The organism is Siphonobacter sp., from assembly GCF_048595215.1.
Classification (GTDB): domain Bacteria; phylum Bacteroidota; class Bacteroidia; order Cytophagales; family Spirosomataceae; genus Siphonobacter.
In genome coordinates, this window is the sequence record NZ_JBMDWJ010000150.1 from 30,659 (window position 1) to 55,158 (window position 24,500).

Genomic DNA, 24,500 nt, shown 5'->3' on the forward strand with positions numbered 1-24,500 from the left:
GAATGTTCAGGGCCCTTGCCACTTGGCGTAGCAGCAATGAAAGGGGCATTTCTTAGGGGCTTGGTCAGGGTAGGTAAAGCTACACTGGATTTAGTAAACCCCTGAGCCGGATCTACCCTGAGCGGGAAAGATTTCTGACTGAATTGTCAAAAAGGATACATGAACTGCGAACCGAGTTTCTTCTATACCCTATAAAGTACCGTCCAGACTCGGACTAAAGAGGTAGTGTATAGCGAAGCTGCTGGCTTTCGGTGAAGGTTCGGATGCATAGTCGGGTAGCGTTTGGGTGGATAAAGATCCCTGCAAACGTACCTCCTTCGTGCAAGGGGTTAAACGCTTCGCTGGTTCAACTGAGACAAGCCCTGCATGAACTGTATTTTAGGTAGCACCAGCCGAAAAGTTCAAGATTTTATTATACACAACTGATAATCTGACAGTTAATCGTCCAATTGCTCGCACGTAGCCCGATACAATTGATCGGGCTTTTTCGGCGATTCATCCCTCAGAAGCTTCACTTGAGTAGGTACGCTCCTTGGAAGCAGCCGGGCCAGGCAAATCTTTGTATCACCAAACCGATTTCTACTTGGTTAAGGGATTTAAGGAGTTAGTACCGTTCAACCTTTCAATCAACGTCTGGAGAGATTCCTGCGATTTGAGTCATACCCAAGCGTAGGATCTCTCTTGTTTTCACCTTCACCTTTCTTATTCCTCTTTTCAATAATGTTGGTAAAAATCCTAAAAGGGACCGGCATAGTACTGGGCTCCCTCGTCCTACTGCTGGGCATCGCCTACGCCGTCATTGCCCGAAACATTACGGAACGCGTCGAAAAAACCTACGACTTTGCCCGCGAAAGTTTTCCCATTCCTACCGACTCCCTGAGTATTGAACGCGGGAAACACGTCGCTCTCATCAAAGGCTGCATCGAATGTCACGGTGAAAATCTGGCCGGAAAAGTAATGATCGATGAGCCGCCCATGGGCCGACTCGTTGCCACCAACCTAACGCGTGGAAAAGGCGGATTACCCAGCGACTACGCCGCCGAAGACTGGATACGGGCCTTACGACACGGCGTGGGCCATAATGGACGACCGCTCATTTTTATGCCCTCGCACGAGACTACCCTGCTCTCTCAGCAAGATATGGCCGCCCTGATTGCGTACTGCCGTCAACTGCCCCCCGTGGATCAGGCCTGGGCTCCGATCAAACTGGGGCCCGTCGTTCAGGTATTTTCGTATCTGGATAAAATGCCGCTGCTGTCGGTTGAAAAAATCGACCACCACCGAGCTCTTCTGACGCAGGCCGATACCAGCGGTGGTATTGCTCAGGGAAAATACCTGGCCGTATCCTGCTCGGGTTGCCATCAGCCTACCTTCAAGGGAGGTGAAGGGGCCGCTCCCGGTTCGCCCCCCGTACCCGATCTGACCCGTAGTGGCCACGTGGGTAAATGGACCCAACAGCAGTTCATCCATACCCTTCGAACCGGTCATACGCCCGAAGGACGTGTCCTCAAGAATGAAGATATGCCCTGGAAAATGACCGCTCAGTATCAGGAAAAAGAACTCGTGGCTCTGTACAAATACTTCCAGAGTCTGCCCTAACCAGACCGCTTACTGGTATTCTAAATCAATACCTAAAGGTCTATAAATGATCGCATGCTCCGTTCCTGTCTTCAATCGAAGTCGCTTTTTTGTGGATTCAGTACGCTCATTTACCAATTGACTCGAATCAGCCCTCCCCTTTTCATTCGTCTGTTCAACCTTTGTATCAGTATTCTATCAAACAACCTTCAATCATGTCACGTTTCTCTGTATCTCTTTCGCTTAAAATGGTATTGTTTGGCCTAATCCTGCTGGTTAGCTCCTGTAAAAAAGATCCCGAACCCGTTGATCCCGATAACCCGGGCCAGGAACAGCCCGGTGGTGGCGGTGGTGGCAACAATGGTACTTCATCGCTGCCCTGTGCGGGAAAAGATTTAAAGATTCAATCTTTCATTTTTACCCTTACCGAGGACGAAAGCGGTGAAGAAACGGGTGGCGATTTAGTCGATGAATTTCCCGAATGTGCCAAAGATGATCGCATTCGTTTCGAGAAAAGCGGTAAGATCTCCGGCAGCGAAGGAAGTAAAGTATGCCCCCCCGACGAAGAGCCGGATACGGAAGTTCCCGTATCGGCAAACAGCCTCTGGAGCTATAACGCTCAAAATAAGACTTTTAAGATGTACGAGGAAGGCAATCCCAATGAGGCCGTTGTTTGGAAAGTAGATGAAGTCTCAAGCAGCTCGCTTAAGATCAGCATCACCGAAAAGTCCGAGGGCTACACCACCAAAATCGTTTTGTTCTTAAAACAGTAGAAGTCGCACCTGAACGGACGTTTATGCCAACCCACGCGTCCGTTCTTTTTTACTTGAAAAATAATGAAAGCGGTGTTTCTCTTCCGCAACTGGATCACGACTAAGCGTGTAGCATTCCTTTTCGCACTCCTTTCTGATTTAACGCACCATGAAACTCTTTTCCATCCTAGTCGGCCTTCTGTTTTCGACTGCAGCACTGGCCCAACTTCCGAATGCAAATACCCTGAAGGCAAAAATTAACGGGGAAGAATTCCAGAGCCAACCCCGCCGGATTCGCATTGGAGCGTACTGGTGGATTACCGCCAATACGAGTAAGCCTGATCAGTCTTTACGTATCTGGCTGGGCAGTTACGATCATACGGACGGCATTGAGCCCGGTACGTATCTGGTCGTAGACGCCGATAAAGCCGATAGTAAGGGCAATAAAGCCAAGGTTCAAGCCGGTAGCGGCTACAAAGGTCTGGCGGTGATTAAGTACGTAAAAGAAACCCGGGAGCCTCGCATGGAATACCACGTGGGCAAATCCCAAAATAATGATGAAACGGTAGTCGTGAAGAAGAATGCCGACGGTTCGCTCGAAGCTACGTTTAGTGGCGTACTGGCAGGCTCGTACTGGAAAGAAAAATCGAGTGCTACGGTATTCGGCGGCATGGGCCGACTGATGAACAAAATGGAAGATAAAGTGATCACCAAAACAACGGGCTTTGATTCTTCCATCGATCCCGAAGGGAATGGGTACAAGCAGCAGAGTAAAAAAGATTCGCTGGTTCTCACGGAAGGCACCTTTCATTTACCCCTACCCAGCAAGCATTAATTGTCTATTCTGACCCCCGTAAATGGCTCGCCACTTCAGCAGTGGCGAGCTTATTTTTTTCTAGAGTAGTGATTGATACACATCCAGGTACTGGCTGGCACTGCGTTCCATGCTAAAGTTTTCGGCTCTTTTCTTCAACTGCTCAGCGAGTGGCGTGGTATTATACGTATGCATGCCCTCCCGGAACACGCGTTGCATGTGCTCGGCTTCGAAATCGGAGAAATAGAAGGCGGCATCACCGCCGATTTCGGGTAACGAAGTCAGATTCGAAATAAAGACGGGTTTACCAAACGACATGGCTTCCACGACGGTAAAGCCAAACCCTTCGGCCAAGGAAGGATGCAAAAAGGCCATGCAGTTATCCAGGTACCAGGCCTTCTCACTTTCCGAAATCGGCCCGGCCAAATAAAGCCGATCACTCACGCCCATATCCTCGGCCATCGTCCACATGCGGGACGCGTATTCGGGTTCATCGTGATGTCCCGCTACGACTAACTCCAGATCGGGATTGGCCAGTAGTAAGGGCAGCAGTACGTGGTAATTCTTTTTCGTATTTACGTAACCCAGCCCAAACAGAAAAGGGCGACGGGGACGGTAAGAAGTAGCCTCCAGGTAGGGCGTACTCAGCTTATTGAGGCCATTGTGAATGACGTGAATGGGCTTACCATTTACGTCACAATTATTGAGTACGTCATTTTTAGTGAATTCCGAGATGCAAACAATGGCATCACTTCGGTCAATGAGGTTTTGCGTATGGGCTAGACTGCGGAGTTGTTCCTCCCGGGCTTTGCCTTCGTGCAGGGCATTCAAATCATGCACCGTCAGTACCACCCGTGTGTCGCTATCCCGCTCCGGAATAATACGGCCCGATTGAAACGGAGCGTGCCAGACTTTACAGCCGGCCAGAAAGGGTTTCCAGATTTTATGCCATTTCCGTTCGATGATATGATGCTTCTCCGGCTGAATTTGAAGCCGTTCGGCGGGCGGTACGTACATCATCATCGGCGGCTTTTGCTGTTTTCGCAACAGTTTGTTCACCTGTTCGCTCATATTTAAGCAGTAGTGATACAAACCCGAGTTGGGAAACTTCATTAAACCACAATCAAGGATTATTGAGGACATAAATTCCTATACATTTTAAAGACATGACTGCATCCGCTACCTAGATAGAGCAGGTTCTGACGATAGGGAGCCGGTCCCAAAATGGGCTTGTTCCTGCGAATGCAGACGAATGAAATACGAATGAACCTGACTAGCTTAAGACCGCTGGGATCCACGCGTGGAAGACCTAAAAAAGCTTTCCAGCATCGCTACTCTGCTTGTCTAGACACCATTTGTGGAGCAAGCGTTGGATTCACCCCAACAAATAATGAGCAAACGGGCCTACGCATGGCGAGTATAGTTAACCGATTCAGCAGGAATCTTATTGTTCATTTTCTTCAGAAGACCCGGTTTTACTACCTCTTTTTTTAGCGAATGGATCGGTATTTTTACGGGTATGAACGTCTTACTTCTCTGATTCATACCTAAGTATTAATAAAGTCATTAAAAAGGTATTTTGTTTCTTTTCCCGCCAGCATACCGCTCATTTTTATCCTTTTTTTTTCACTATTTCCAACGTTTGACTAGTGAAAGTGGGTCTCTAAAGGGCTGTTGAGGAGCCTTTTTTGCTCTAAGTGCTTTTGCAGATCGATGGAAAAATAGTCCGCTTAAGGTGTCATTCCCTGCGTCCGACTTTATTTTTGCCCCGGCAAAGCCTCTATCCATACATAAATTTATCTTTCATTCGTTGATTCTGGGGGCGATACGTGTGTTGATCTTCTTCAAATAATGGATCAGCGTTCTTACTCCCTAAAAAATTTAGAAGTTAGCAAGTAAATGAAAATCTATAGTCGTCTTCTGAAGTACGTAACGCCACTCAGAAAATTCATCATTCCGTTTTTTCTGTTTACGTTAGCGTCGGTCTTTTTCAGCGTTTTTCAATTCGCTCTGATTATCCCCCTTCTGAATTTTTTATTTGACTCTTCACACATTGCCGAAGAGGCCGCGAAATACGCCCGGGAACCTGAGTTTACGCTTTCAGGCAGCTACTTTAAGGACTATTTCTATCATTTGATTTACCAGTTCAAAGTCAGCGATCCCATCTACGCCCTGTACTTTTTAGCAGCTATGATCGTGACTTCGGTATTGCTATCGAACACCTTCCGGTATTTCGCTCAGCGTTGCCTGCTCAATGCCCGTACCATGCTGGTCAAACGATTGAGAGAAGCACTTTTCGAAAAGATTAATCACCTGCATCTGGGTTATTTCACCAAAGAGCACAAGGGCGATTTGCTCTCCCGACTCAACGGGGACGTATATGCGATTGAGAGTGTAGCCTCCAGTTCGCTTGAAGTTATTTTCAAAGAACCGTATACCTTCATTGGCTACTTCATTGCTCTGTTTGCCATTTCTACGAAGCTGACCTTATTTACGCTGATTATCATTCCCATATCGGCGATAGGGATTGCCGCGGTTACCAAAAGCCTACGCAAGGAAGCTCAGGACGTACAGGCTTCCATGGGCCGTTTACTAACGCTGATGGATGAATCGCTGATGGGCATGCGAATCATTCGTTCCTTCAATGCGACGCCCTTTATCCTGAAACGCTTTAGTCAGGAAAACGACTTTTACCGCAAAGCCAGCTCGCAGGGTTTCAAACGTCGCGAACTGGCTCCGGCTTTTTCGGAGGCGTCGGGTGTTTTTGTAGTAGCCTGTATTCTGGTGTATGGGGGTAGTCTGGTGCTGAGTCAGGAAGGAGGCTTGCAGGCGAGTGCTTTCATCGCGTTCATTGCCATTTTCTCGCAGGTAATTCGCCCCGCGAAGGCTATCGTCGTAGCCCTTACGAATATTCAGCAGGGACGGGCCGCCGGTGAGCGTATTCTGGAAATTCTGGACAAACCTATCTTAGTAGAGGATAAACCCGATGCCGTAGAACTAACCAACTTCCGGGATAAAATTGAATTCCGGAATGTCTCCTTCCAGTACGGCGATGCGGCGGTGTTACAAAACATGAGCTTCACGCTTGAAAAAGGCAAGAAAATGGCTCTCGTTGGACCTTCGGGTGTGGGTAAATCAACGATTGCGGATCTTATCCCACGTTTCTACGACGTGACCGACGGCGAGATTCTGATTGATGGTCGCGATGTACGGGACTATAAGATGGAGTCCCTACGGAATCAGATGAGTTTCGTATCACAGGAAATCATTCTCTTTAACGATACGATTTTCAACAACATCGCCCTGGGTCAGCCCAACGCGACGATGGAGGAAGTCATTCACGCGGCTAAAGTAGCCAACGCCCATGATTTTATTACCCAGACCGAAGAAGGGTACCAAACCATCATCGGCGATCGGGGCATCCGGCTGTCGGGGGGTCAGCGTCAACGCTTGAGTATTGCCCGGGCCGTATTCAAAAAATCCTCCATTCTCATTTTGGATGAAGCGACCTCTGCGTTGGATACGGAATCGGAAAAATCCGTTCAGGAAGCCCTGGATCATCTGATGGTCGATAAAACCACGCTGGTGATTGCCCACCGCTTGAGTACCATCAAGGATGTCGACGAAATTCTTATCCTACACCAGGGACAAATTGTCGAACGGGGTAGCCACGAAGAACTTGTGGAAGTAGAAGAAGGTGTATACCGCCGCCTAACGATGTTACAGAATATCTAAGCTCACTTAGGCCATAAAAACCGCTTCCTCCCGAAGCGGTTTTTTTTTGTTCGTTTGGAGGAATGAGAAGACGACTATACTAGGATTTCTACGCTAGTAGGTAGGTGAATGCTTCTCCTGTACGCATGAATATTCGGATAAGATTATCTTTTTTGAAGTTTTCGTATTACTTTTTCAGCCTCGAATGTTCAGCCATGCGGTTGCTTTTCTATCTACTCATGCTGCTTTCCTGCGTAGGTACGGCTCAATCATTTGACGTGCAGGGGCATCGGGGCTGTCGGGGTTTGGAACCGGAGAATACGATTCCGGCTTTTCTGAAAGCTTTGGAGCTGGGTGTATCTACCCTGGAGCTTGACGTGGTACTTTCGCAGGATCAGCAAGTAGTGGTTTCTCACGACTGGTACTTCAATCCCCGCCTTACTACCAAGCCCGATGGAACGCCCCTAAGCCGGACTGAAGCGAAAACCTTACGGCTGGATCAGATGTCCTATGACCGCATTAAAAGGTACGATGTCGGGCTACGCGGCAATGCTGCTTTTCCGGAGCAAAACCCTAAAGCGGCCTACAAGCCTCTGTTAAGCGAAGTGATTGAGATAGTGGATGCGTATGCCGGGCAGCACCAGCTACCTCTGCCGCAGTACAGTATTGAAATTAAAACGAACGCTCATACGTCTGCCGAGATAATGTGTCGACGGGTAGCTCAGCTACTGACGATTCCGGCCGAACGCTTTTGTATTCAAAGTTTTGACGTTGCTGTATTGCAGTACTGGAAAGCCCAGCAAGAGGCGGGCACCTTTCCCAACAATACGCTTTCCTTGCTTGTTATAAGGAAAGGGCTAAAGCGTAGCTTGGAAAAACTAGGATTCCGGCCCGATATTTTTAGCCCGGAGTATCGATTCATTTCGAAGCGAACCGTACGAAACGCTCATGCCTTGGGCATTCGAGTCATACCCTGGACCGTTAATGAGCGGCGAACCATGCTGCATCTTCAACAACTCGGGGTGGATGGATTGATTACGGATTATCCAAATCGATTTAAAAAGTGATAGATTTGAGTCTCTGGTTTTCGTGGATATGGTGATTCGCACTGAAATGTTCTAAAACCCTTCGTCCGTTAAGCTTCAGCATGCCTATGCTACCCCTTTTTAATGATACGCTGGTCTGGATTCTACAACGTCGGATGGCCCGTATTGAAGCCTTCCGCCGTGATCCTTGGCCTATTCAGGAACGCCAACTCCAACGATTGATTCGTTCGGGACGGTCAACGGTGTGGGGTAAACAGTACGGATACCGCCAGATTCGTAGTCTCGCCGATTTCCAACGAGAGGTTCCTGTTTCAACCTACGAAGATCTATTTCCGTACATTGAACGGGTGATGAAAGGGGAAGATCGCGTCCTGTGGCCTTCACCCATTCGCTTTTTCTCGAAATCTTCGGGCACGACCAACGCCCGTAGCAAATATATCCCCGTCACCCGCGAAGCCCTCGATGAAGGGCATTTCCGGGCGGGTAAGGACATGATGGCCCTTTGGGTAGACCATAAGCCCGATACGCGGGTGTTTGAAGGAAAAGGTCTGTCTATTGGGGGAAGTTTAGCCCAAAACCAGCTCAACGAACGTACGGTAACGGGTGATATTTCGGCAGTAGTCATGAAAAACTTGCCTTCCTGGGCTCAGTTCATTCGTACGCCTTCCCTACAAACGGCCTTGATGGACGGTTGGGAATCCAAAATTCAACGGATGGCCGAAGAAGTTTCGCAGGTCAACGTTACCAGTGCGCTGGGCGTACCTACCTGGACGCTGGTGCTCATTCAGAAGGTACTGGAACTGACGGGTAAAAAGAATATTCTGGAGGTTTGGCCGAATTTCGAAGTCTTCATTCACGGGGCCGTGGCGTTTCAGCCCTACCGGGAGCTGTTCCGAAAAGAAGTCTTTAAAGGCGATACCGTCCGGTATTTGGAAACGTATAATGCCTCCGAAGGTTTCTTTGGTTTACAGGATGATTTGAGTCGGGTAGATGAATTATTACTCATGCTGGACTATGGCATTTTTTACGAATTTGTTCCGCTGGAAGAGCTCGGTAAAACGCATCCCAAAGCCTATACCTTACCCGAGGTTGAACTCAACCGCAATTACGCCGTAGTCATTTCAACCAATGCCGGTTTGTGGCGGTACCTGATTGGCGATACTGTACGCTTTACTTCCAAGTATCCCTACCGCATTAAAATTTCTGGTCGTACCAAACACTTTATTAACGCGTTCGGTGAGGAAGTCATCATTGAAAACGCCGAAACGGCCCTAACGCGGGCCTGCCAGGCGACGGGAGCCACTATCGCCGACTATACCGCGGCTCCGGTATACATGGGGAATGGCAGCAGTCGGCACGGCAATCGCGGCGGCCACGAATGGGTAATTGAGTTTTCGACACCACCCGATAATCCGGATGTGTTTGTGGATGTACTCGACGAAACCCTTCGACAGGTTAACTCTGATTACGATGCCAAACGCAGCTTTGATCTGGCTCTGATTCGTCCCGTTGTACATATGGTACCGCACGGAACTTTCTACGAATGGATGAAAGTAAAGGGGAAACTAGGCGGCCAGCATAAAGTGCCTCGATTATCCAATTCCAGGGAATACTTGGAAGAGATCCTGAACATCAGTCCTGAACATCTGGAAATCTGATTTTTACCTGATCATTGATCATCAAAAAGAGCGACTCTTGTAGGAGTCGCTCTTTTTATGGGTGAAAAGGAAAGCTAATTAAAGTGTTACACCAACCGAGAGTTGAGCGGAAGTATTTTTCGCATTGCCCAACACTTGCTGAGCTACAAACGAATCCGCCACTTTTTGCAGACCCAGGTTGTACCGCGTACTAATCAGGAATTTACCAAAGTACAGCGTTAAACCCGCTCCTACCACATAATCAAACCGCTTGAAATTATCGGTATCCAATAGCGTCGATGAGCTACCTGCGATATTATTCTTGTTTTCTGCCGCAGCTTTCAACAGGTAACCGAAATACGGACCGGCGTGAATGTCGACAAAGTCTCCTATCTTAAATGTAGCAAGCACGGGTACTTCAACGTAGTTCAATTTGAACTTGCTCTCATTTTCAAAACCAGCAACATTAAAGGTCGCCCGCGTTCCCTTGTTAGTATAGCCTACTTCCGGCTGGATATACAGAAAATCGGTAATCACCGGAATTTGCGTAAAGGCACTGACGTGGAACCCGTACAAAGGATTGCGTTCCGTATATTCTTTAATGCGAAGGTTACTGGCCGAGAATCCCCCCCGAATACCGGTACGAGCCGTAGTAGACTGGGCAAAAACGCTGGTCGTAGCCAGACAGAAGGCAAAAATGATTGCTAATTTTTTCATGGATGATAAGGGTTGAGCGATGAATGTATTACTGTAATTTACTTATTGTCCCTTCTGAGCGTCTTGTTTCATTTGTTCGTTCGCAGAAATCGCGATTTCTACTCGGCGGTTCAGGCGACGACCGTCTTCGGTATCGTTGCTGGCTACGGGTTGATTGAAACCGTAACCTTTGATCGTCATCCGACTAGCCCCTACGCCTTCCTGACGCAAAAAGCTCGATACGGCAGCGGCCCGGCGTTCGGATAAATCCTGATTGTATTCGGCCGTTCCGCGATTATCAGCGTGACCTTCAATGAGCAAATTCGTATCGGGATTTTTCTTCAGCGTTTCGGCTAGTTTGGCCAGATTTTCGCGGGTTTGCGGACTGATTTCCGTCGAGTTATAGGCAAAGAGTAACTGGCCATCCATCGTTACGCGAATTCCTTCCCCGACGCGTTCTACCTTAGCTGCTTCGCCCATATCTTTCTCAATCTGCTTGGCCTGTTTATCCATCTTACGACCAATGATGGCTCCGGCGGCACCCCCTACGGTGGCTCCCAGGATCGCTCCGATTGCGGTGTTCTTCGAAGCACTACCAATCACGCCCCCTACTACGGCTCCGGCACCTACGCCGATGGCCGCACCTTTCTGGGTTTTATTAAACTTGGACTTTTTCGGTTCTTGAGCGTTTCGGTTACACGAGAAAAAACTGGAACTAAGCGTGGAAACCAAAACCATCATCCACATACCTTTTACAATGACGCGTTTCATGGCTTTACTAAAGATTGTTTACGGATGTACCTACGAAAAAAAGGTCGCCCGGAGTTTAAAAATGAACTTGAGATTTGTTAAAGAGCGTTAAAACAATCTATACGTCTCTGATAATCAATACACTCATTAGGAATCTTACCCCGTAGTCATAACGATGAAAAATGGGGAATTATTTACTCGAATCGTAAATGACTACAAAAAAAAAGACTCTTCCCAAGATCAGAAAGAGTCTTTTTTTACCAAGCTAACACTCGAATAAATCCTATACGTTAAGCTTCAGACGTTCGACGACCTGATTACCAACGAGATGGCTCTGAACAATTTCTTCTACGTCGGATAATTGTACATTTCCGTAAAATACGCCTTCCGGATACACGACCATGGCGGGTCCGAATGCACATACGTCCAGACAACCCGTTTTCTGAGCCCGGATATCGACTTGCAAACCCAGTTCCTTGATTCTACCCTTGAAGGCTTCTACCAGAGCCAGTCCGTGTTCTTCGCCGCAGGAACGCTTCGGGGCAGGTTTTTGATTGGTACAGATGAAAAGATGCTTTTTATATTTCATAAGGCTCGTTACTTGAGCTTGCAAAAATAAGGCTCAACTGCCGGTATACACTACTTTCCTCGGTTTTAGATCAGAGCCGGAGCCAGGAGAGGCATGGTTACCACAAAATGACCGTCGGTGTCACTAATAATAGGCTCGGGCTGAGCCAGCAGGCGATACTTGGACGCAATGTTAGCCAGTCCTACCTGATGCGATACCACCCGCGTCGTTTTGCGTTGCAGGTTGTTACCTACCCGTAACCAGCCTTCTTCGGTAACATCAATGGTAATTCGTAAGGGCTGATGGGGCTGGATTCGGTTGTGTTTCACCGCGTTTTCAACCAGTAACTGTAGCGTTAGCGGGGGCAATAACCACTCCCGATACGAAGCGGCTACCTCAATCGAGAGTTCAACCCCTTGCTGATAGCGGGTCCGGAGCAAATGATAGTAGGCTTCGATGAAATCCAGTTCCTGGGAAAGGCGGGCCAAATCCTGATCATTGGTCTGCAGGAGGTACCGATAGACGCGGGCCAGCTGTTCGACGAACTGCTCCGCCTGACGGGGTTCCTCCGTAATCAGCATCGAAAGCACATTCAGACTGTTAAAGAGAAAGTGTGGATTGACCTGATTTTTGAGAATTTCCAGCTGGTTGACCAGGGCTTCACGTTTATACGCCTCGGCCATGAGCGTCTTTTCTTTCCATTTCTGGAAAGTATAATAACTCTCGTACAAGCCTACCGTTAAGAAACTGGCCGTAATACTGATGCAACCAATCGTTACATACGTAGAAAAGGTGGGAGCAAAAGTCGCCATTTGCTCATAGACTCCTACCTGTTTGTACACGCCCCAGAAGATAAGAACGGTAACCACGGTATTCATCAAGATAAATACCCCCAACTCCAGAGCAATCCGTTTCGGCGTTTGTTCGATACCTGGATATCGGCTGATGATTCGACGGATAAGTACCGCCTGAATCAATAATCCGCCAAAAACAATCAGGTACGAGGCCGTGGTGGTCACGAGAAAAATTTTCCCGTTCTGAACGTAGGGTTTACCCAGCCATACAAAATTGCCCAGGGGTACGGTCCAGGAAACAATACCCAGTAACATCCAGACATTCGCTCCGGATAGCTGAATAAAGGGTAAGCTAATTAAACGGTGGATAAACGTTTTCATTCCAGAGCCGGATCGGATACGCAAGGTAGGCTTATAGCCCGATAGGTCCTGACAAGCGATCAGGCCCCTACCTTTGAAAAGAATCACACACCGGGCGGAAAAGCGTACTTACCTTTTCATTAGGGCTACGTAAATATAGAGAAAGCAGGCTCGGATTTGATGGATCCGATCCGGTAAATTCTCGCGTTTGGCTACTCTTTTTCAGACGCTTGTACTTCGTCGAGTACTTCCAGCGAATCACCGACCTGAATGTTTCCTTCCTGTAAGACTTTCGCGGTAATGCCGCCGTGTCCCCGCATGGCATTGTATCCACCCACACCGAGCACTTCTTCCATGCGACTGCAGGGATGGCATTCGCCCGTGTATTCGAGTACGACCTCGCCGATTTTAAACTGTTTACCTTTTAAGGCCTGTAGGTTCACGCCCCGAATGACCAGGTTTCTGCGTACGTCAGCCGGGTCTACCTGTTCGCGACCAACGAAAGAAGCAACGGCGTCGAGGTGTTCGCGGGAAATCAGCGTTACCTGTCGCTTGCTTTCGGGTTGACCTTTGTAACGGTCGCCATCCAGTCCCGTACCGATGCGTACGTAGGTTTCGGATACGGATTCTACGGGTTTACGCGGACCGGTTCGTAAGCCAATCCATTCCAGGGTGCCGGGCTGGCTAAAGTGATTCATCAGTCCGTGCATGGGTCTTTCCTCTGCCATTGTCATTTCTAGTTTGTATAGCGAAAGATACCCATAAAAAATCGTACGTCCGGTGACTTACTGAAACAGTAAGCCACCGGACGTAGCGAAAATCGTTGCAAAAAGCGATTACTTTTTCAACGAATTAATCCAGGCTGCAATTTTCAGCGCATCTGCTTTCGGAACCTGCGGCATGGGCGGCATCTCCGTGGCGTAATCCGGCCAGTTTTCAGGCTTGGGATTGTGAATCAGCTCAACAATTTTTTCGTTGGTATAGCCCCGCTTGGCTACTTCCGTATATGCCGGACCCACCTGACGCTTGCTGGTCTGATGGCAGGCCAGACAGGTATGTTTGGTGAGTAAGGGCTTCACTTCATCGTAGCTCGGTACGTTTACCTTTACAGTTTTTGGTCCGGTTTTAGCAGGAGCCGTTTTCCCAGTACCCGTAGCCGGGGTTTCTTTTTCCGGAGCGGGCGTTTCAGCGGCTACGGCCGTGCTCCGCGTACTGACTTCGCTCATCGCCAATTTTTTACCCGTTGGAATATTGTTCAGGGTATAGAACGCCTGCGGGTGTACGAGTGAATAGAAGCCTTCCGTACTCCGCACACCATCCAAACGCAGTTCGTGGATGTAGTAGCGACGCAGGTTATCAACAATCAGGCGGGCTTTCAGTCCATCTTCCGATACTTTGACGCCTTTAATGGCATTGCTCTCCCGCAAAATCGGGGGGCTACCATAAACCGGATGGTACTTATAAACGAAGCTATCCACCGTATACGACGCCAGATCTTCGGCCGACTTCCGATCCACGGGTTGCGTAAATTCGATTTCAAACCCATCCGGCATGGCCCGTACGGCCTTCATTTCGAACGGTGTTTTTTCGTTCCAGACCAGGCGTTGCAGCCCTTCGCTGGCTTCACCAGCAGAGCCCCAGCCCCGGTTGGTTTCACCGACGAACAGTGATCCGTCTTTACCCCAGGCCATCCGCAGTACACCGGACTGGAAGCCCGCCCGGAAATCGAAGGAAGCGCCCTGGTATTCATCGTTAATTTTTTCCATGAATACCCGCATGATCTTCGACTGTCCCTGATCGCCTACCAGTACCTGTCCGGCGAACGGACCGAAATTACCCTGAGGAATTTCGAGAATCTCGGAGTTGGAAATTCCCTGGATCCCGTGGGGTAACCACACGGCGGGCAATTGCAAGGCCGGGAATTTCTCTTTCAGCGTGTATAAAGGAATCGGCGTTTCGTCGACCACGTTTTCGGGTTTAATGGCCCGGCCATTGGCATCGCGACGACGACGGGAATCCACAATCGCGTACACGTCCTCCTGCTTAATCTTCACGGGTGAGTTCGGCAGGTCCGACCAGCGTAAACCCGCCGGGTGACCCACCCAGGCTCCTTTTTTCAGGTGCCATACGCCACCCGAACCAATCCAGTCGCCCTGGTTGTCGCTATAGAATAATTCACCGTCGATGATACCCAGACCGCAGGGCGAGCGTACGCCCGTAGCCCAGGGTTTCATTTGCCCGTCTTCGGTAATGTTCATCACCCAACCCCGCCAGGGGACGCGACTTTCGCCCGCCCACCATTCTTCGTTCCCAAAAGCCACGTTGCCCGAAACAAAGAAGCTACCATCCGGAGCAATTTTGGGGCCGAAGCTGTACTCGTGATAGTGACCCGACAAAGGCCAGGCGTATACCGTTTCCAGCACATCGGCTTTACCATCCTTATCCGTATCGGTCAGTTTGGTTAACTCCCCGCGTTGGGCACAGTAAAAGGAGCCGTTTTTGTACACCATACCCAGTATTTCGTGCAGACCACTCGCGAACTTGCGGAAAAACGGGCGACGGCTCGTGGGGTTTTCAACAATATAGATGTCGCCTCGACGGGTGGATACGCCCAAATCCCCGTTGGGCAACACGGTCATTCCGCCCACTTCCAGTAGCGTGCCTTCGGGAGCAGGTACGCGAAAGATGCGGAAAAAATCTTCTTCTTTGGGTGATTCCTGAGCCACGGCAAGCGTAGTCGTTAGTGCCAGCGAAGCCAGCATCGACGCCCGACGAAACCAGGAAGTATGCAATAAAGCCATAACGATTGCTTAGAATAAAAGGGAGTAACTGAGTTTTCCACTACGCATGGGCACGAGCAGTTCCTGCTGGCCGTCCACCTGACGAATCAGGGGTTTCACACCACCCTCCAACTGGATGTAGTAGGCTTTGTCACCAATCAGGTACAACTGATCATTCAGCGTTTGAATACGCTCGGCCTGAGCCAGACGGGCGTACAGATCAGCGGCGGGTTTTTCTACCGTGATTTCACGTTTTACGCCTTCCCGACCGGGCAATACCTGAATGGCATCCTGTACTAGCGAACCGTAGCTCTGGTAGCGGAACGTAGGCTGATTTTCCTTCAGCGTATAGCCTTTCGGACGGAACTGACTACCCACCGTATCCGCAGCCCAGGCCGCCTGCGGCGAAGACAGACGACTCAGGCTCAAAGCCGGCACACCGAACCGTTGTACCATACCCGTAGGCCGTGAGGAGCCATCGCCCCGGCTATTCCACATGGGGGTAGCGTCGAGAAATTCCCCTTTCCAGACTTGCACCAGGGCTCCCTTGTCAAGATCGTAGGTATAATGCACCTCTTCCGGACTACCGACGGAGATGGCATGCGTGACGCGTACCCGCTCGCGGCCATTCGGTACGTCCATGAAACTGCGGTGAACAATCGGGTTATTCGCTTCAATCAGGATGGGTCCATTTTCGTTACCCGTCATGCCTTCCGCATTTCCATCGCCCAGATAATAAGGCCGCAGACCCGTACCTGAGATCATCAGTCCGAGCGAAGGTGCACCGCGACCGTTGATTTTGGAATACATCAGTTCAACCGGCACATTCCCAGCGGGGAGTTCTACCGTTACGGGAGCACTCCGCATGGACCATTCCCCGACCGATTTGCCATTTACTTTCAACGCGGTAAAACCGTTGACGCCTACGACCTGCATCGTGTACGAACCCGCTTCTTTCACTTGCAGCGTGCCTTTGTACTGAATCAGGAAGTTACTTGGCGTGGAAACGACACCAGCCGACAGGGATTTGGCATTTCCTTTCGAAGCTGGCGTAGCCGTCTTCAAATCGGGTTCCTTGTCGTAAGCACCGGTGTATACTTGATAGGTCAGAGAGGTTAAAGCGGGACGAGGTGTATCGTACGCTGTATACTGAATATTACGGAAAGCCACGGCTCCGTGATCGCCCTGAATCAGGATCGGGCCACGGGCTACTTCATTATTGGCCAGCGGACCCCGCGTGGGACCCGAAAGCTCTACGTTTTCGTGAATGGCCACGCCATTGAGTTCCAGTCGAACGATGCGAGCATTTTCCACTTTTACGCCTTTGGCATCGAAGCGAGGAGCCTGAAAGGAGATACGTAGGTGTTGCCACAGACCGGGAGCCTTGCTGGCATTTTGGCGGGCGGCCTGGCCTTCGTAGCCTTCTTTACCCGCTCCGCGACTTTCGTCCCAGCGTTGGTAGATGGAACCGTTATCACCAATTTTAGCTCCTTTGACGCCCCAGCTGTCCATAAGCTGGATTTCGTAACGACCCTGCAGGTAAATGCCCGAGTTGGAGCCTTTGGCCATCAGGTAGTCAAGCTCCAGATCGATGTCTCCGTGTTCGAGCGTAGAAAGTAGGTTGGCTTTGTTTTTCTCGTTGGGAAGATTGACCAGTACTCCTGAGCCTTTGCTCGTACTGAGCGTGGCCGACAGGGGAGCTGACGCGTCCCCTACAATCTGCCAGTTCGAACCATTCGGTTTCTTGAAGGCACTCAGATCAGTCAGCTTCAAGGCCTGCCCCGTGGGCGTCTGCTGAGCCCAAACACCGGAGTGAAGCACGCAGCCGACCATCAACCCCCAGAGCAGAGGTTTATACGGTTGTTTCAATTGCATGATGGTAAAATGTTGAAAAAAAGGCGGCAAGTAGAAAAAAGAGGATTAACGTTCGCAGCATACGTTGCTCCGTCCGTTAATCCTCCCATCAATCCCTTATTGAGCCGGATAACCCGGGTTTTGCTTCAGGTTCGGGTTAGCTGCCAACTGACGTTGCGGCAGCGGATACAGGTTCTTGTTCTGATCACCGCTCGGCGTATGATCCCACCAGCTGGCGGTCACGAATTTGCCAAAGCGAATCAGATCCGTCCGACGTTTGCCTTCGAAGATGAACTCGCGACCGCGTTCGGCCAGCATTTCATCCAACGTCAGCGTAGCCGTAGTATAGGCTTCTTTCTCGAAATCAGCAGCGGAGAACGCCCGCTTGCGAACATCGTTCACCAGTTTCACGGCTTCAGCCGTAGCGGTACCACCGCTTTTCCGCATGAGAGCTTCGGCTTTGTTGTAGTAGATCTCCGACAGACGGTACAAGGCCCAGTCGTTACTCCAATACTTCGTCTCGGACTGACGACCCGGACGGTACTTGTTGAAACGAGCACCGCTGTTTTCTTCACCCGTAATCATGGAAGAAGCCGTACCGTTTTCACTCGCCCGACGGATTTCTTTCACAAATACCAGTTGACGATCTTTGTATTCTTCCGTGCCCAGTACCGGACGGGTGGGATCAGCCGCGTAGAATTGGGGTCCAATTAAAAACCACTCTTTCTTGCGAAGATCCGTGTCCTTGAATGCATCGTAAGCCGAAGGAATCACGACTACACCGTTGTTACCATTATTATCACCATCGTAGATAAAACGCTGGTTAAAGTGGTAGAAGTCACTATTCCAGCCACAACGCGTGGAGGTTAACTGAGCATCGTACACCAGTTGGAACAGAATTTCTTTCGAGTTATTATTGGTGTTACTGTAAGTAGATACTAAATCCGCATCCAATACGGGAGCTCCATTCAAACCTCCCGTCTGACCGCTGATGATCTTGTCACAGGCGGCGATACACTCATCCCAGCGAGCTTTTCCAGACCATACTTCGGCATTGAGGTATAACTCAGCCAGCATGGAGTAACCCGCCGCTTTCGTGATCCGGCCAATATACTTTTGCTCAAGGTTTGGCAGTAAGTCAACGCTTTCGGTCAGTTCTTTTTCCACGAAAGCGAATACTTCCGCCCGAGGACGCGTCTCGGGACTCGTTGGCGTTCCTACCGTCGTAACGATGGGAATATTGCCGTACATATCCATCAGCTTCATGTAGTGATACGCCCGGAACACCCGCAGTTCAGCGATGAACGCATTTTTGTCCGTTTCACTGACACCTACTTTCGCAAAATCCACCCGGCTAAAATCGCCCAGGGCGTTATTACAGAAACCTACCCCCGTAAACATCAGGTTATAGGGGTTCCATACAGTGTTTTCGGTGTACGACCAGCTGTGACCATGCAGACGAATCCACTGGGCATCATCGTACCCGTGACGACCCTTCTGCGGCCAGGCTAACTGATCCGCCGAAAGTTCGGTAATCCGCCAGTGACCGTTTTGTCCGGTCGGAGCAGTCCAGGCGTTAGCGTGCGTATACGGACGCAGTACGGCTGAAAGAATTTCCTGACGGTTGTTATAGAATTTGGAAGCGTCAATTTCATTATACAGCGTCTCATCAAGATCGGTACAAGCATTCGTACCCGTGAGAATCGCCAGTAAGCCAGCGTACACCAGCCCTTTATAGTAACGTTTCATGAATGCGTTCGAATATTAGAATTGAACATTAAGACCAAGCGTGTACGACTGCGTACGGGGGTAGAAACCACGACCATCGATACCAGGATCCAGTCCGACATCATTGATTTCCGGATCCATACCACGGTATTTGGTAATGGTCAACAGGTTACGACCCGTAGCGTACACCCGCAGATTCTTGATTACGGGTGAGTTGAATCGCCAGTTATAACCTAGCGTTACGTTGTCCAACTTTACAAATCCACCCGGTTCTAGGTAATAATCCGAATACTGGAGAGCATCGTTGATCTGGTTGTTACGACCCAGGGCATCTTTCAGTACGTTCGTGGGCAAGTACACTTTGTTACCGAAGAATACCTGTTGCAGGTTCAGAATGTCGTAACCCAATTTACTCCGGAAGAATACCGTCAGATCAAAGTTTTTGTACTGCAGACGGTTGTTCCAAGACAGATACACTTTCGGAATACCATTACCGATGTAGGTGTAATCTTCGTTAGCCACAATTTTATCCGCCGTTACGGCTTCACCGGAGGCTTTGTAGAACAACCATTTGCCTTCGGGTGTGAAACCGGCAAACCGTTTTCCGTAGAAGCTACCCAGTGAACCACCTTCGATGGTACGGATCGCATCTCCTAAAGCACCGGTACCACCGATACCACCGAAGTTCAGGAATGTAGCCTTGAAGACATCACTCGACAGCGAAACCAGGCGGTTTTTCTGCGTGCTACCCACAACGTCCATACTCCAAGAGAAATCCTTCTTCTTGATGACCGAGCCGCTCAGGCTTAACTCTACCCCATTGTTATCAATCGTACCTACGTTCGTAAACAGCGTAGCCTGGATGTAAGGAGGCAATTGGGTATTGAAGTCACCTAACAGATCTTTTGTCCGGCGACGGTATACGTCAAACGTACCACTCAAACGACCTTTGAAGAGGGCAAAGTCCAAACCAAAGTTTAATTCCGCCTTCCGCTCCCAACGAAGATTCGGGTTGGGGTTATTAGTCGGTCCGTAGGTTTGACGCCATACGTTATCGTCGTTCAAGTAGAAGTTACCCGTACTTAAACGTACCAGTGAACGGTAGTTTGGGATTCCCTGGTTACCCGTGATCCCATACCCTACGCGGAACTTCAAATCATCAAAGACATTGAGTGACTTGATGAAATTTTCCTGAGCTAAATTCCAACCTACGGAAGCTGCGGGGAAGTTACCGAACTTGTTATTCTTACCGAAGCGAGAAGAGCCTTCCCGACGCAGAATGAACTGAGCGATGTACTTGCCTTTGTAATCGTAGTTCAACCGGCCGAAAAACGCAACGAGCGTATTGTCTTCTTTAAAGCTGCCCAAGGAAGATTTACCCAAGGCGATGAAGTTACCTGCACCGAGGTTATTTTCCTGGAACTGATCGTTTAAGAATCCACTGTTTGCTCCTTGAAACCAGGAACGCACGTTATACTGATAACTATAACCAGCCAGTGCTTTGAATCCGTGATCCTGATGAAACTTGGTTTCGTATTCCAATGTAGACTCGAACGTAGACAAGTTTCTGATCTCATTGTACTTACGTGCATACCCTGTTCCAGCGATAGGCGTACCGTTTAACTGATCCAGCACCGAGCGACGCGAATCCCGGTTCCGGTATTCATCATCATTCCAAACATCCCGCTGAACAGCTCCAAAGGCACTCGCTTTAAAGCCTTTAAAGGGTTCTAACGTAAAGCGGATATCGGCAGAAGTCGTTTGCTGATCCCGAGTCAACCTCTCTTGGTTCAAGCGACCAATGGGGTTTACGGTCGACCCTTCCTCGTAGTAGCGGCCCGTCTTAGGGTCAAACAGCGGTTGCGTCGGGTTACGGCCCAGGGCCTCTTCAAAATCACCCGTATTACCACCTAGCAAGTTCGCTTTATTGAAGTTGGTCGCCAGATTAGCCGACGTAGAAAGCAGGTTATTTAATGATTTCTGAAAGACGCTTAAACGACCACCAAATTGCTTCCGCCAGTTTTGAATCGTAATGGGGTTGGCTTCGTTGTAGTACATCGAAACGCGGTAATTACTATTCGCACCGCTACCGCCTGAAAGAGCCATGTTGTGGTAGTGGCTTAAATTACCTTTATCAAGCATCAGATCGTAGAAATCCGTATTCGCCCCCAAATCACGCATCTGACTCGCCTTAGGGTTCGTTGGATCCTGCATCGCTGCCCGCCAATCCGCAGCGGTTAAAAACTGAGGGCGTTTAGCAACGACTTCGTGCTGAGCATAGGTAGAATACGTCAGCGTTGGAGGGCCTCCTTTTCCTTTTTTCGTCGTCACCAGAATTACCCCGGCATTTCCCCGTGTACCGTAGATTGCCGCCGCTGAACCGTCTTTCAATACGTCAAACGATTCAATATCATCTTGTTGCAGCAGATCCAGATTACCACCGGGAATACCATCGATAACGACCAGGGGTGAACGATCTCCATTGATGGAGACAATACCCCGCAACTGAATAGCCGGGCTAGAGTTCGGGTTGTTACCCTGGGTACGCGTAATCTGCAGACCCGCTACTTTACCCTGAATCAAATCCAGTGCATTCCGCGTGCCACCCTGGTTGAAGTCTTCAGTTTTGATCGTCGATACCGCCGAAGTTACTTCCTGCCGACGCTGCGTACCGTAACCGACGACTACGACTTCGTTGAGTGACTTGATGTCCGATTTCATCGTTACATCAATTGTCGTCTGGTTGTTTACGGGTACTTCCTGGCTTTCGTAGCCAATGGAAGAGAACACCAGTACAGCATTGCCATCGGGTACGTTTAAGGAATAACGACCTTCGGCATTCGTGACCGTACCTACGTTCGGCGTACCTTTTAGCAGAATGGTTACGCTGGGTACAACTGATCCGGTTTCGTCTTTTACTTGACCCGTAACCGTCAGCAGGGGTTTATTGCCCTGAATTTTGCTGGGCATCATCAGCGTGATGTACCGCTCAATGAACGTAGGTTCCAGGCGGTTGGCACGCGTCAGAATCAACCGATTGCCGACCAGTTCAAACTTAATTTGAAGGGGTTGGAGCAAGCGTTGCAGCACCACGCTCAGACTTTCATTCGATGCGTTCAGCGTTACCGAACGTTGCGATTGAATCAGATCAGGGCTATAGGAAAATTTAACACCCGCGGCTTTTTCCAGCTGGGATAGTACTTCACTCACACTCTTATTTTGAAGCTCGATGCTGATCTTTTTATTCATGAACTCCTGAGCCCGGCCATCAAGGGCGACGGAGACATTCGTAAAGAAGGCAACAATCAGAAGCTGGAGTACGGTTAATCGCATGATCTTCCACCCAATTTCTTTGGAGAATAACGGTTCTTTCATACATTTGAAATGGTTTTTTTAACAGAAAAACGCAAATAAATCCCTGCATCCGTTAGAGGCGGATGAGCACAAGCTAGTCAGAGGGAATTGTTTGAAAGTCAGTGATGGTAGGAACATCACTGGCTTTTTTACTTTAGAAAGGGGTTACGACATAAAAGGCAGTTAGGGGTTATGGTATAGGGTTTAGTTCAAATGTTTAAGGTCGGCAGCCCCGGCCACTCACGGCAACATAGTTGTCCTGAGCCGCCCAGTTGGCTTCTATCGTCTTACAGATAATATCTAGTTTCTGCGAAAGGGTCCCTTCTTTCAGATCGGTTGTAATGCGGCAATTGCTCAGCAGCGGGTTCTGAAAAATGACCTTGATACCGTAGGTACGTTCGATTTCCGCAATCACTTCACTGACGGGCACCGCATTATACACCAGGTTTACGGGACGGAGTACTAAGGTTTTAGCCTCCGCCAGCGTATTGACTGGACTCCGGAATAAGCGGGATTCTTTCCGGGCAAAAACGACCTGTTCGTTGGGTTGCAGCACCAGGTCCTGCCCTTGCTTCGGCGTAGCCTCGGATACCGGTTGGGAAGACACGGAAACTTTTCCCGTACGAACGGTTAGCGTAACATTATTATCTCGATTGTAAGCCTTAATGTTGAAACTAGTTCCTAATACCCGGGCGACTAACCCATTGGCGTATACTAAGAAGGGCCGGGTGGTGTCGCGTACTACTTCGAAGTACGCTTCTCCTGACAGAGAAACCATACGGTTCTGGGCCTGGAATGGATTTTCGTAGCGAAGGTTACTTCCCTTTTGGAGAATAACGGAACTGCCATCGGGCAGGGAAACCAGACGGGGTTTGGTATGCGTATTACTAATCGTAACCGAGTCGAATTGCGGCGTAGTCGTCACCTGAGCCAGCTGCGGGGCATCCGAAGGTTGCAACATCCACCAGCCTAAACCCACCGCCAGTACTACGGCGGCGGCGGCTACCCAGCCCCAGGCGAAGGAACGCCGTACGGGTGCCGGGAACAATTGCTGGCGAACGGATTGCCAAATTTCTTCTTCTTTCTCAGGGTCCGCTTCCACCTGAGCGAGTTCTGTACTCGCTTTTTTAAGCCTACGCACTACGGCAGCCGCCTGACGGATCTCCGCTTCGTGTTCAGGGTATTGCCGCTGATAGCTTTCCCAATAAGCCACGGTGGACTCATCGGGGGCATTTACCCACTTCCGAAACGAAGGATTGCCAATAAATTCTCGTAGTAAGTCAGGCTTTTGATCCATGCAGACAAACGTTTCTAGGAGAGATAGTGCGGAAAGACACCTCTCAACTCAGTTTTTAAATTATTTTTTTTATTAATTGTACTTCGCAGCTTTGGGGTGATAGCTTCAGCTCGCAGAAATGCAATGCTCCCTCAGCGTAAACAGAAGAGTATCACTACTAAAAGCGTATCCGTCAGCAGTTTACGCAGCAAGCCATACGCCCGGTTCAGGTGATTATTTACGGATTGCTGGTTGATGCCCATAATTCCCGCAATTTCCTCCGTACTGAACTCATCATAGAAAGCGAGCATAATCGCTTCCCGCTGCCGGCTGGGCAGTTCTTCCAAGGCTTTTTTTAATCGGGCATTTTGCTGGAAAGTAACTTCTTCTTCAATCAGGCTGGCTTCAATGGCCGGACTGTGAAGCCCCTGAAATTTATCTTCGGGATTATCCTCGTCATCTTCAGCTACCAGGGGCAGATCTGCCTGTCGGAGGTTATACAGGCGATTTCGTAGGACTCGGAATAAGTAGAATTTGATGGTATGGAGACTCTTCAAATTTTCCCGTCGCTTCCACAATTCCACGTATACATCCTGAATGGCATCTTCCACCAGCTCCGGATCATTACAGATGCGTTTACCGTAGGAAAGCAGCATCGAGAAGTGGTTGCGGTAAATTTGCTCAAAAGCCTGCACATCACCTTTTTTAAAGGCGATCCAAAGTTCCGTATCGTCCGTATGGGTCAGGCTTTTCGTCAAGGGCTACTCGTTCTAACCTTCGAATATACAGCCTAAATAAT

At 49.4% G+C, this 24,500-nt stretch carries 18 protein-coding genes; 6 read left to right on the plus strand and 12 right to left on the minus strand.

All coding sequences use genetic code 11. The features are described 5' to 3' along the window. The first annotated feature begins 720 nt into the window (after positions 1–720). The 3 genes from ACOJTG_RS08755 (at position 721) to ACOJTG_RS08765 (ending at position 3,165) form a co-directional block, all read left to right on the plus strand. Positions 721–1,599 (plus strand): c-type cytochrome, encoded by an 879-nt coding sequence (locus tag ACOJTG_RS08755; protein WP_420153466.1) that lies wholly within the window; start codon positions 721–723, stop codon positions 1,597–1,599. A 194-nt stretch (positions 1,600–1,793) separates the two neighbouring features. Further along, a complete protein-coding gene (locus ACOJTG_RS08760) occupies positions 1,794–2,351 on the plus strand; it encodes a hypothetical protein (RefSeq protein ID WP_420153467.1) in 558 nt (185 codons plus the stop codon). Positions 2,352–2,499: 148 nt separating this feature from the next. Then, complete coding sequence (locus ACOJTG_RS08765; RefSeq protein WP_420153468.1) at positions 2,500–3,165, plus strand: hypothetical protein; 666 nt, start codon at positions 2,500–2,502, stop codon at positions 3,163–3,165. Positions 3,166–3,225: 60 nt separating this feature from the next. Here ACOJTG_RS08765 and ACOJTG_RS08770 read toward each other — a convergent pair whose 3' ends face one another. Beyond that, positions 3,226–4,257 (minus strand): glycosyltransferase family 4 protein, encoded by a 1,032-nt coding sequence (locus tag ACOJTG_RS08770; RefSeq protein WP_420153469.1) that lies wholly within the window; start codon positions 4,255–4,257, stop codon positions 3,226–3,228. Positions 4,258–5,043: 786 nt separating this feature from the next. Here ACOJTG_RS08770 and ACOJTG_RS08775 point away from each other — a divergent pair. From ACOJTG_RS08775 to ACOJTG_RS08785, 3 genes are all read left to right on the plus strand, one after another. Next, complete coding sequence (locus ACOJTG_RS08775; protein ID WP_420153470.1) at positions 5,044–6,879, plus strand: ABC transporter ATP-binding protein; 1,836 nt, start codon at positions 5,044–5,046, stop codon at positions 6,877–6,879. A gap of 194 nt (positions 6,880–7,073) precedes the next feature. Beyond that, positions 7,074–7,925, plus strand: a complete 852-nt coding sequence (locus tag ACOJTG_RS08780) for a glycerophosphodiester phosphodiesterase family protein (protein WP_420153471.1) — start codon at positions 7,074–7,076, stop codon at positions 7,923–7,925. A gap of 86 nt (positions 7,926–8,011) precedes the next feature. Continuing rightward, the gene (locus tag ACOJTG_RS08785; protein ID WP_420153472.1) at positions 8,012–9,562 is read left to right on the plus strand and encodes a GH3 auxin-responsive promoter family protein; all 1,551 of its coding nucleotides are present in this window, start codon (positions 8,012–8,014) and stop codon (positions 9,560–9,562) included. Positions 9,563–9,640: 78 nt separating this feature from the next. Here the strand turns inward: ACOJTG_RS08785 and ACOJTG_RS08790 are convergent, their stop codons facing one another. The 11 genes from ACOJTG_RS08790 to ACOJTG_RS08840 all read right to left on the minus strand — a co-directional run bounded on the left by ACOJTG_RS08790 (position 9,641) and on the right by ACOJTG_RS08840 (position 24,459). Further along, positions 9,641–10,258, minus strand: coding sequence for a porin family protein (locus ACOJTG_RS08790; RefSeq protein WP_420153473.1), 618 nt, complete (start codon positions 10,256–10,258; stop codon positions 9,641–9,643). A gap of 42 nt (positions 10,259–10,300) precedes the next feature. Then, positions 10,301–11,008, minus strand: a complete 708-nt coding sequence (locus ACOJTG_RS08795) for an OmpA family protein (RefSeq protein WP_104714843.1) — start codon at positions 11,006–11,008, stop codon at positions 10,301–10,303. Between the two features lie 262 nt (positions 11,009–11,270). Beyond that, positions 11,271–11,576, minus strand: a complete 306-nt coding sequence (locus tag ACOJTG_RS08800) for a (2Fe-2S) ferredoxin domain-containing protein (protein ID WP_094815052.1) — start codon at positions 11,574–11,576, stop codon at positions 11,271–11,273. A 65-nt stretch (positions 11,577–11,641) separates the two neighbouring features. Then, complete coding sequence (locus ACOJTG_RS08805) at positions 11,642–12,730, minus strand: sensor histidine kinase (protein ID WP_420153474.1); 1,089 nt, start codon at positions 12,728–12,730, stop codon at positions 11,642–11,644. A gap of 191 nt (positions 12,731–12,921) precedes the next feature. Then, positions 12,922–13,437 (minus strand): MOSC domain-containing protein, encoded by a 516-nt coding sequence (locus tag ACOJTG_RS08810; protein ID WP_420153475.1) that lies wholly within the window; start codon positions 13,435–13,437, stop codon positions 12,922–12,924. A 108-nt stretch (positions 13,438–13,545) separates the two neighbouring features. Next, entirely contained in the window at positions 13,546–15,471 is a 1,926-nt protein-coding gene (locus ACOJTG_RS08815) for a c-type cytochrome (protein ID WP_420153495.1), read from the minus strand. 48 nt (positions 15,472–15,519) lie between these two features. Continuing rightward, the gene (locus ACOJTG_RS08820) at positions 15,520–17,364 is read right to left on the minus strand and encodes a family 16 glycoside hydrolase (RefSeq protein ID WP_420153476.1); all 1,845 of its coding nucleotides are present in this window, start codon (positions 17,362–17,364) and stop codon (positions 15,520–15,522) included. Between the two features lie 96 nt (positions 17,365–17,460). After that, a complete protein-coding gene (locus ACOJTG_RS08825) occupies positions 17,461–19,092 on the minus strand; it encodes a RagB/SusD family nutrient uptake outer membrane protein (RefSeq protein WP_420153477.1) in 1,632 nt (543 codons plus the stop codon). Positions 19,093–19,107: 15 nt separating this feature from the next. Beyond that, positions 19,108–22,446 carry a SusC/RagA family TonB-linked outer membrane protein gene (locus tag ACOJTG_RS08830; protein ID WP_420153478.1) on the minus strand — a complete coding sequence of 1,113 codons (3,339 nt, stop codon included), beginning with the start codon at positions 22,444–22,446 and terminating at the stop codon, positions 19,108–19,110. A gap of 196 nt (positions 22,447–22,642) precedes the next feature. Further along, complete coding sequence (locus tag ACOJTG_RS08835; protein WP_420153479.1) at positions 22,643–23,722, minus strand: FecR family protein; 1,080 nt, start codon at positions 23,720–23,722, stop codon at positions 22,643–22,645. Positions 23,723–23,853: 131 nt separating this feature from the next. Then, on the minus strand, positions 23,854–24,459 hold the full coding sequence (locus ACOJTG_RS08840; protein WP_420153480.1) for an RNA polymerase sigma factor: 606 nt from the start codon (positions 24,457–24,459) through the stop codon (positions 23,854–23,856). Between the last annotated feature and the right edge of the window lie 41 nt (positions 24,460–24,500).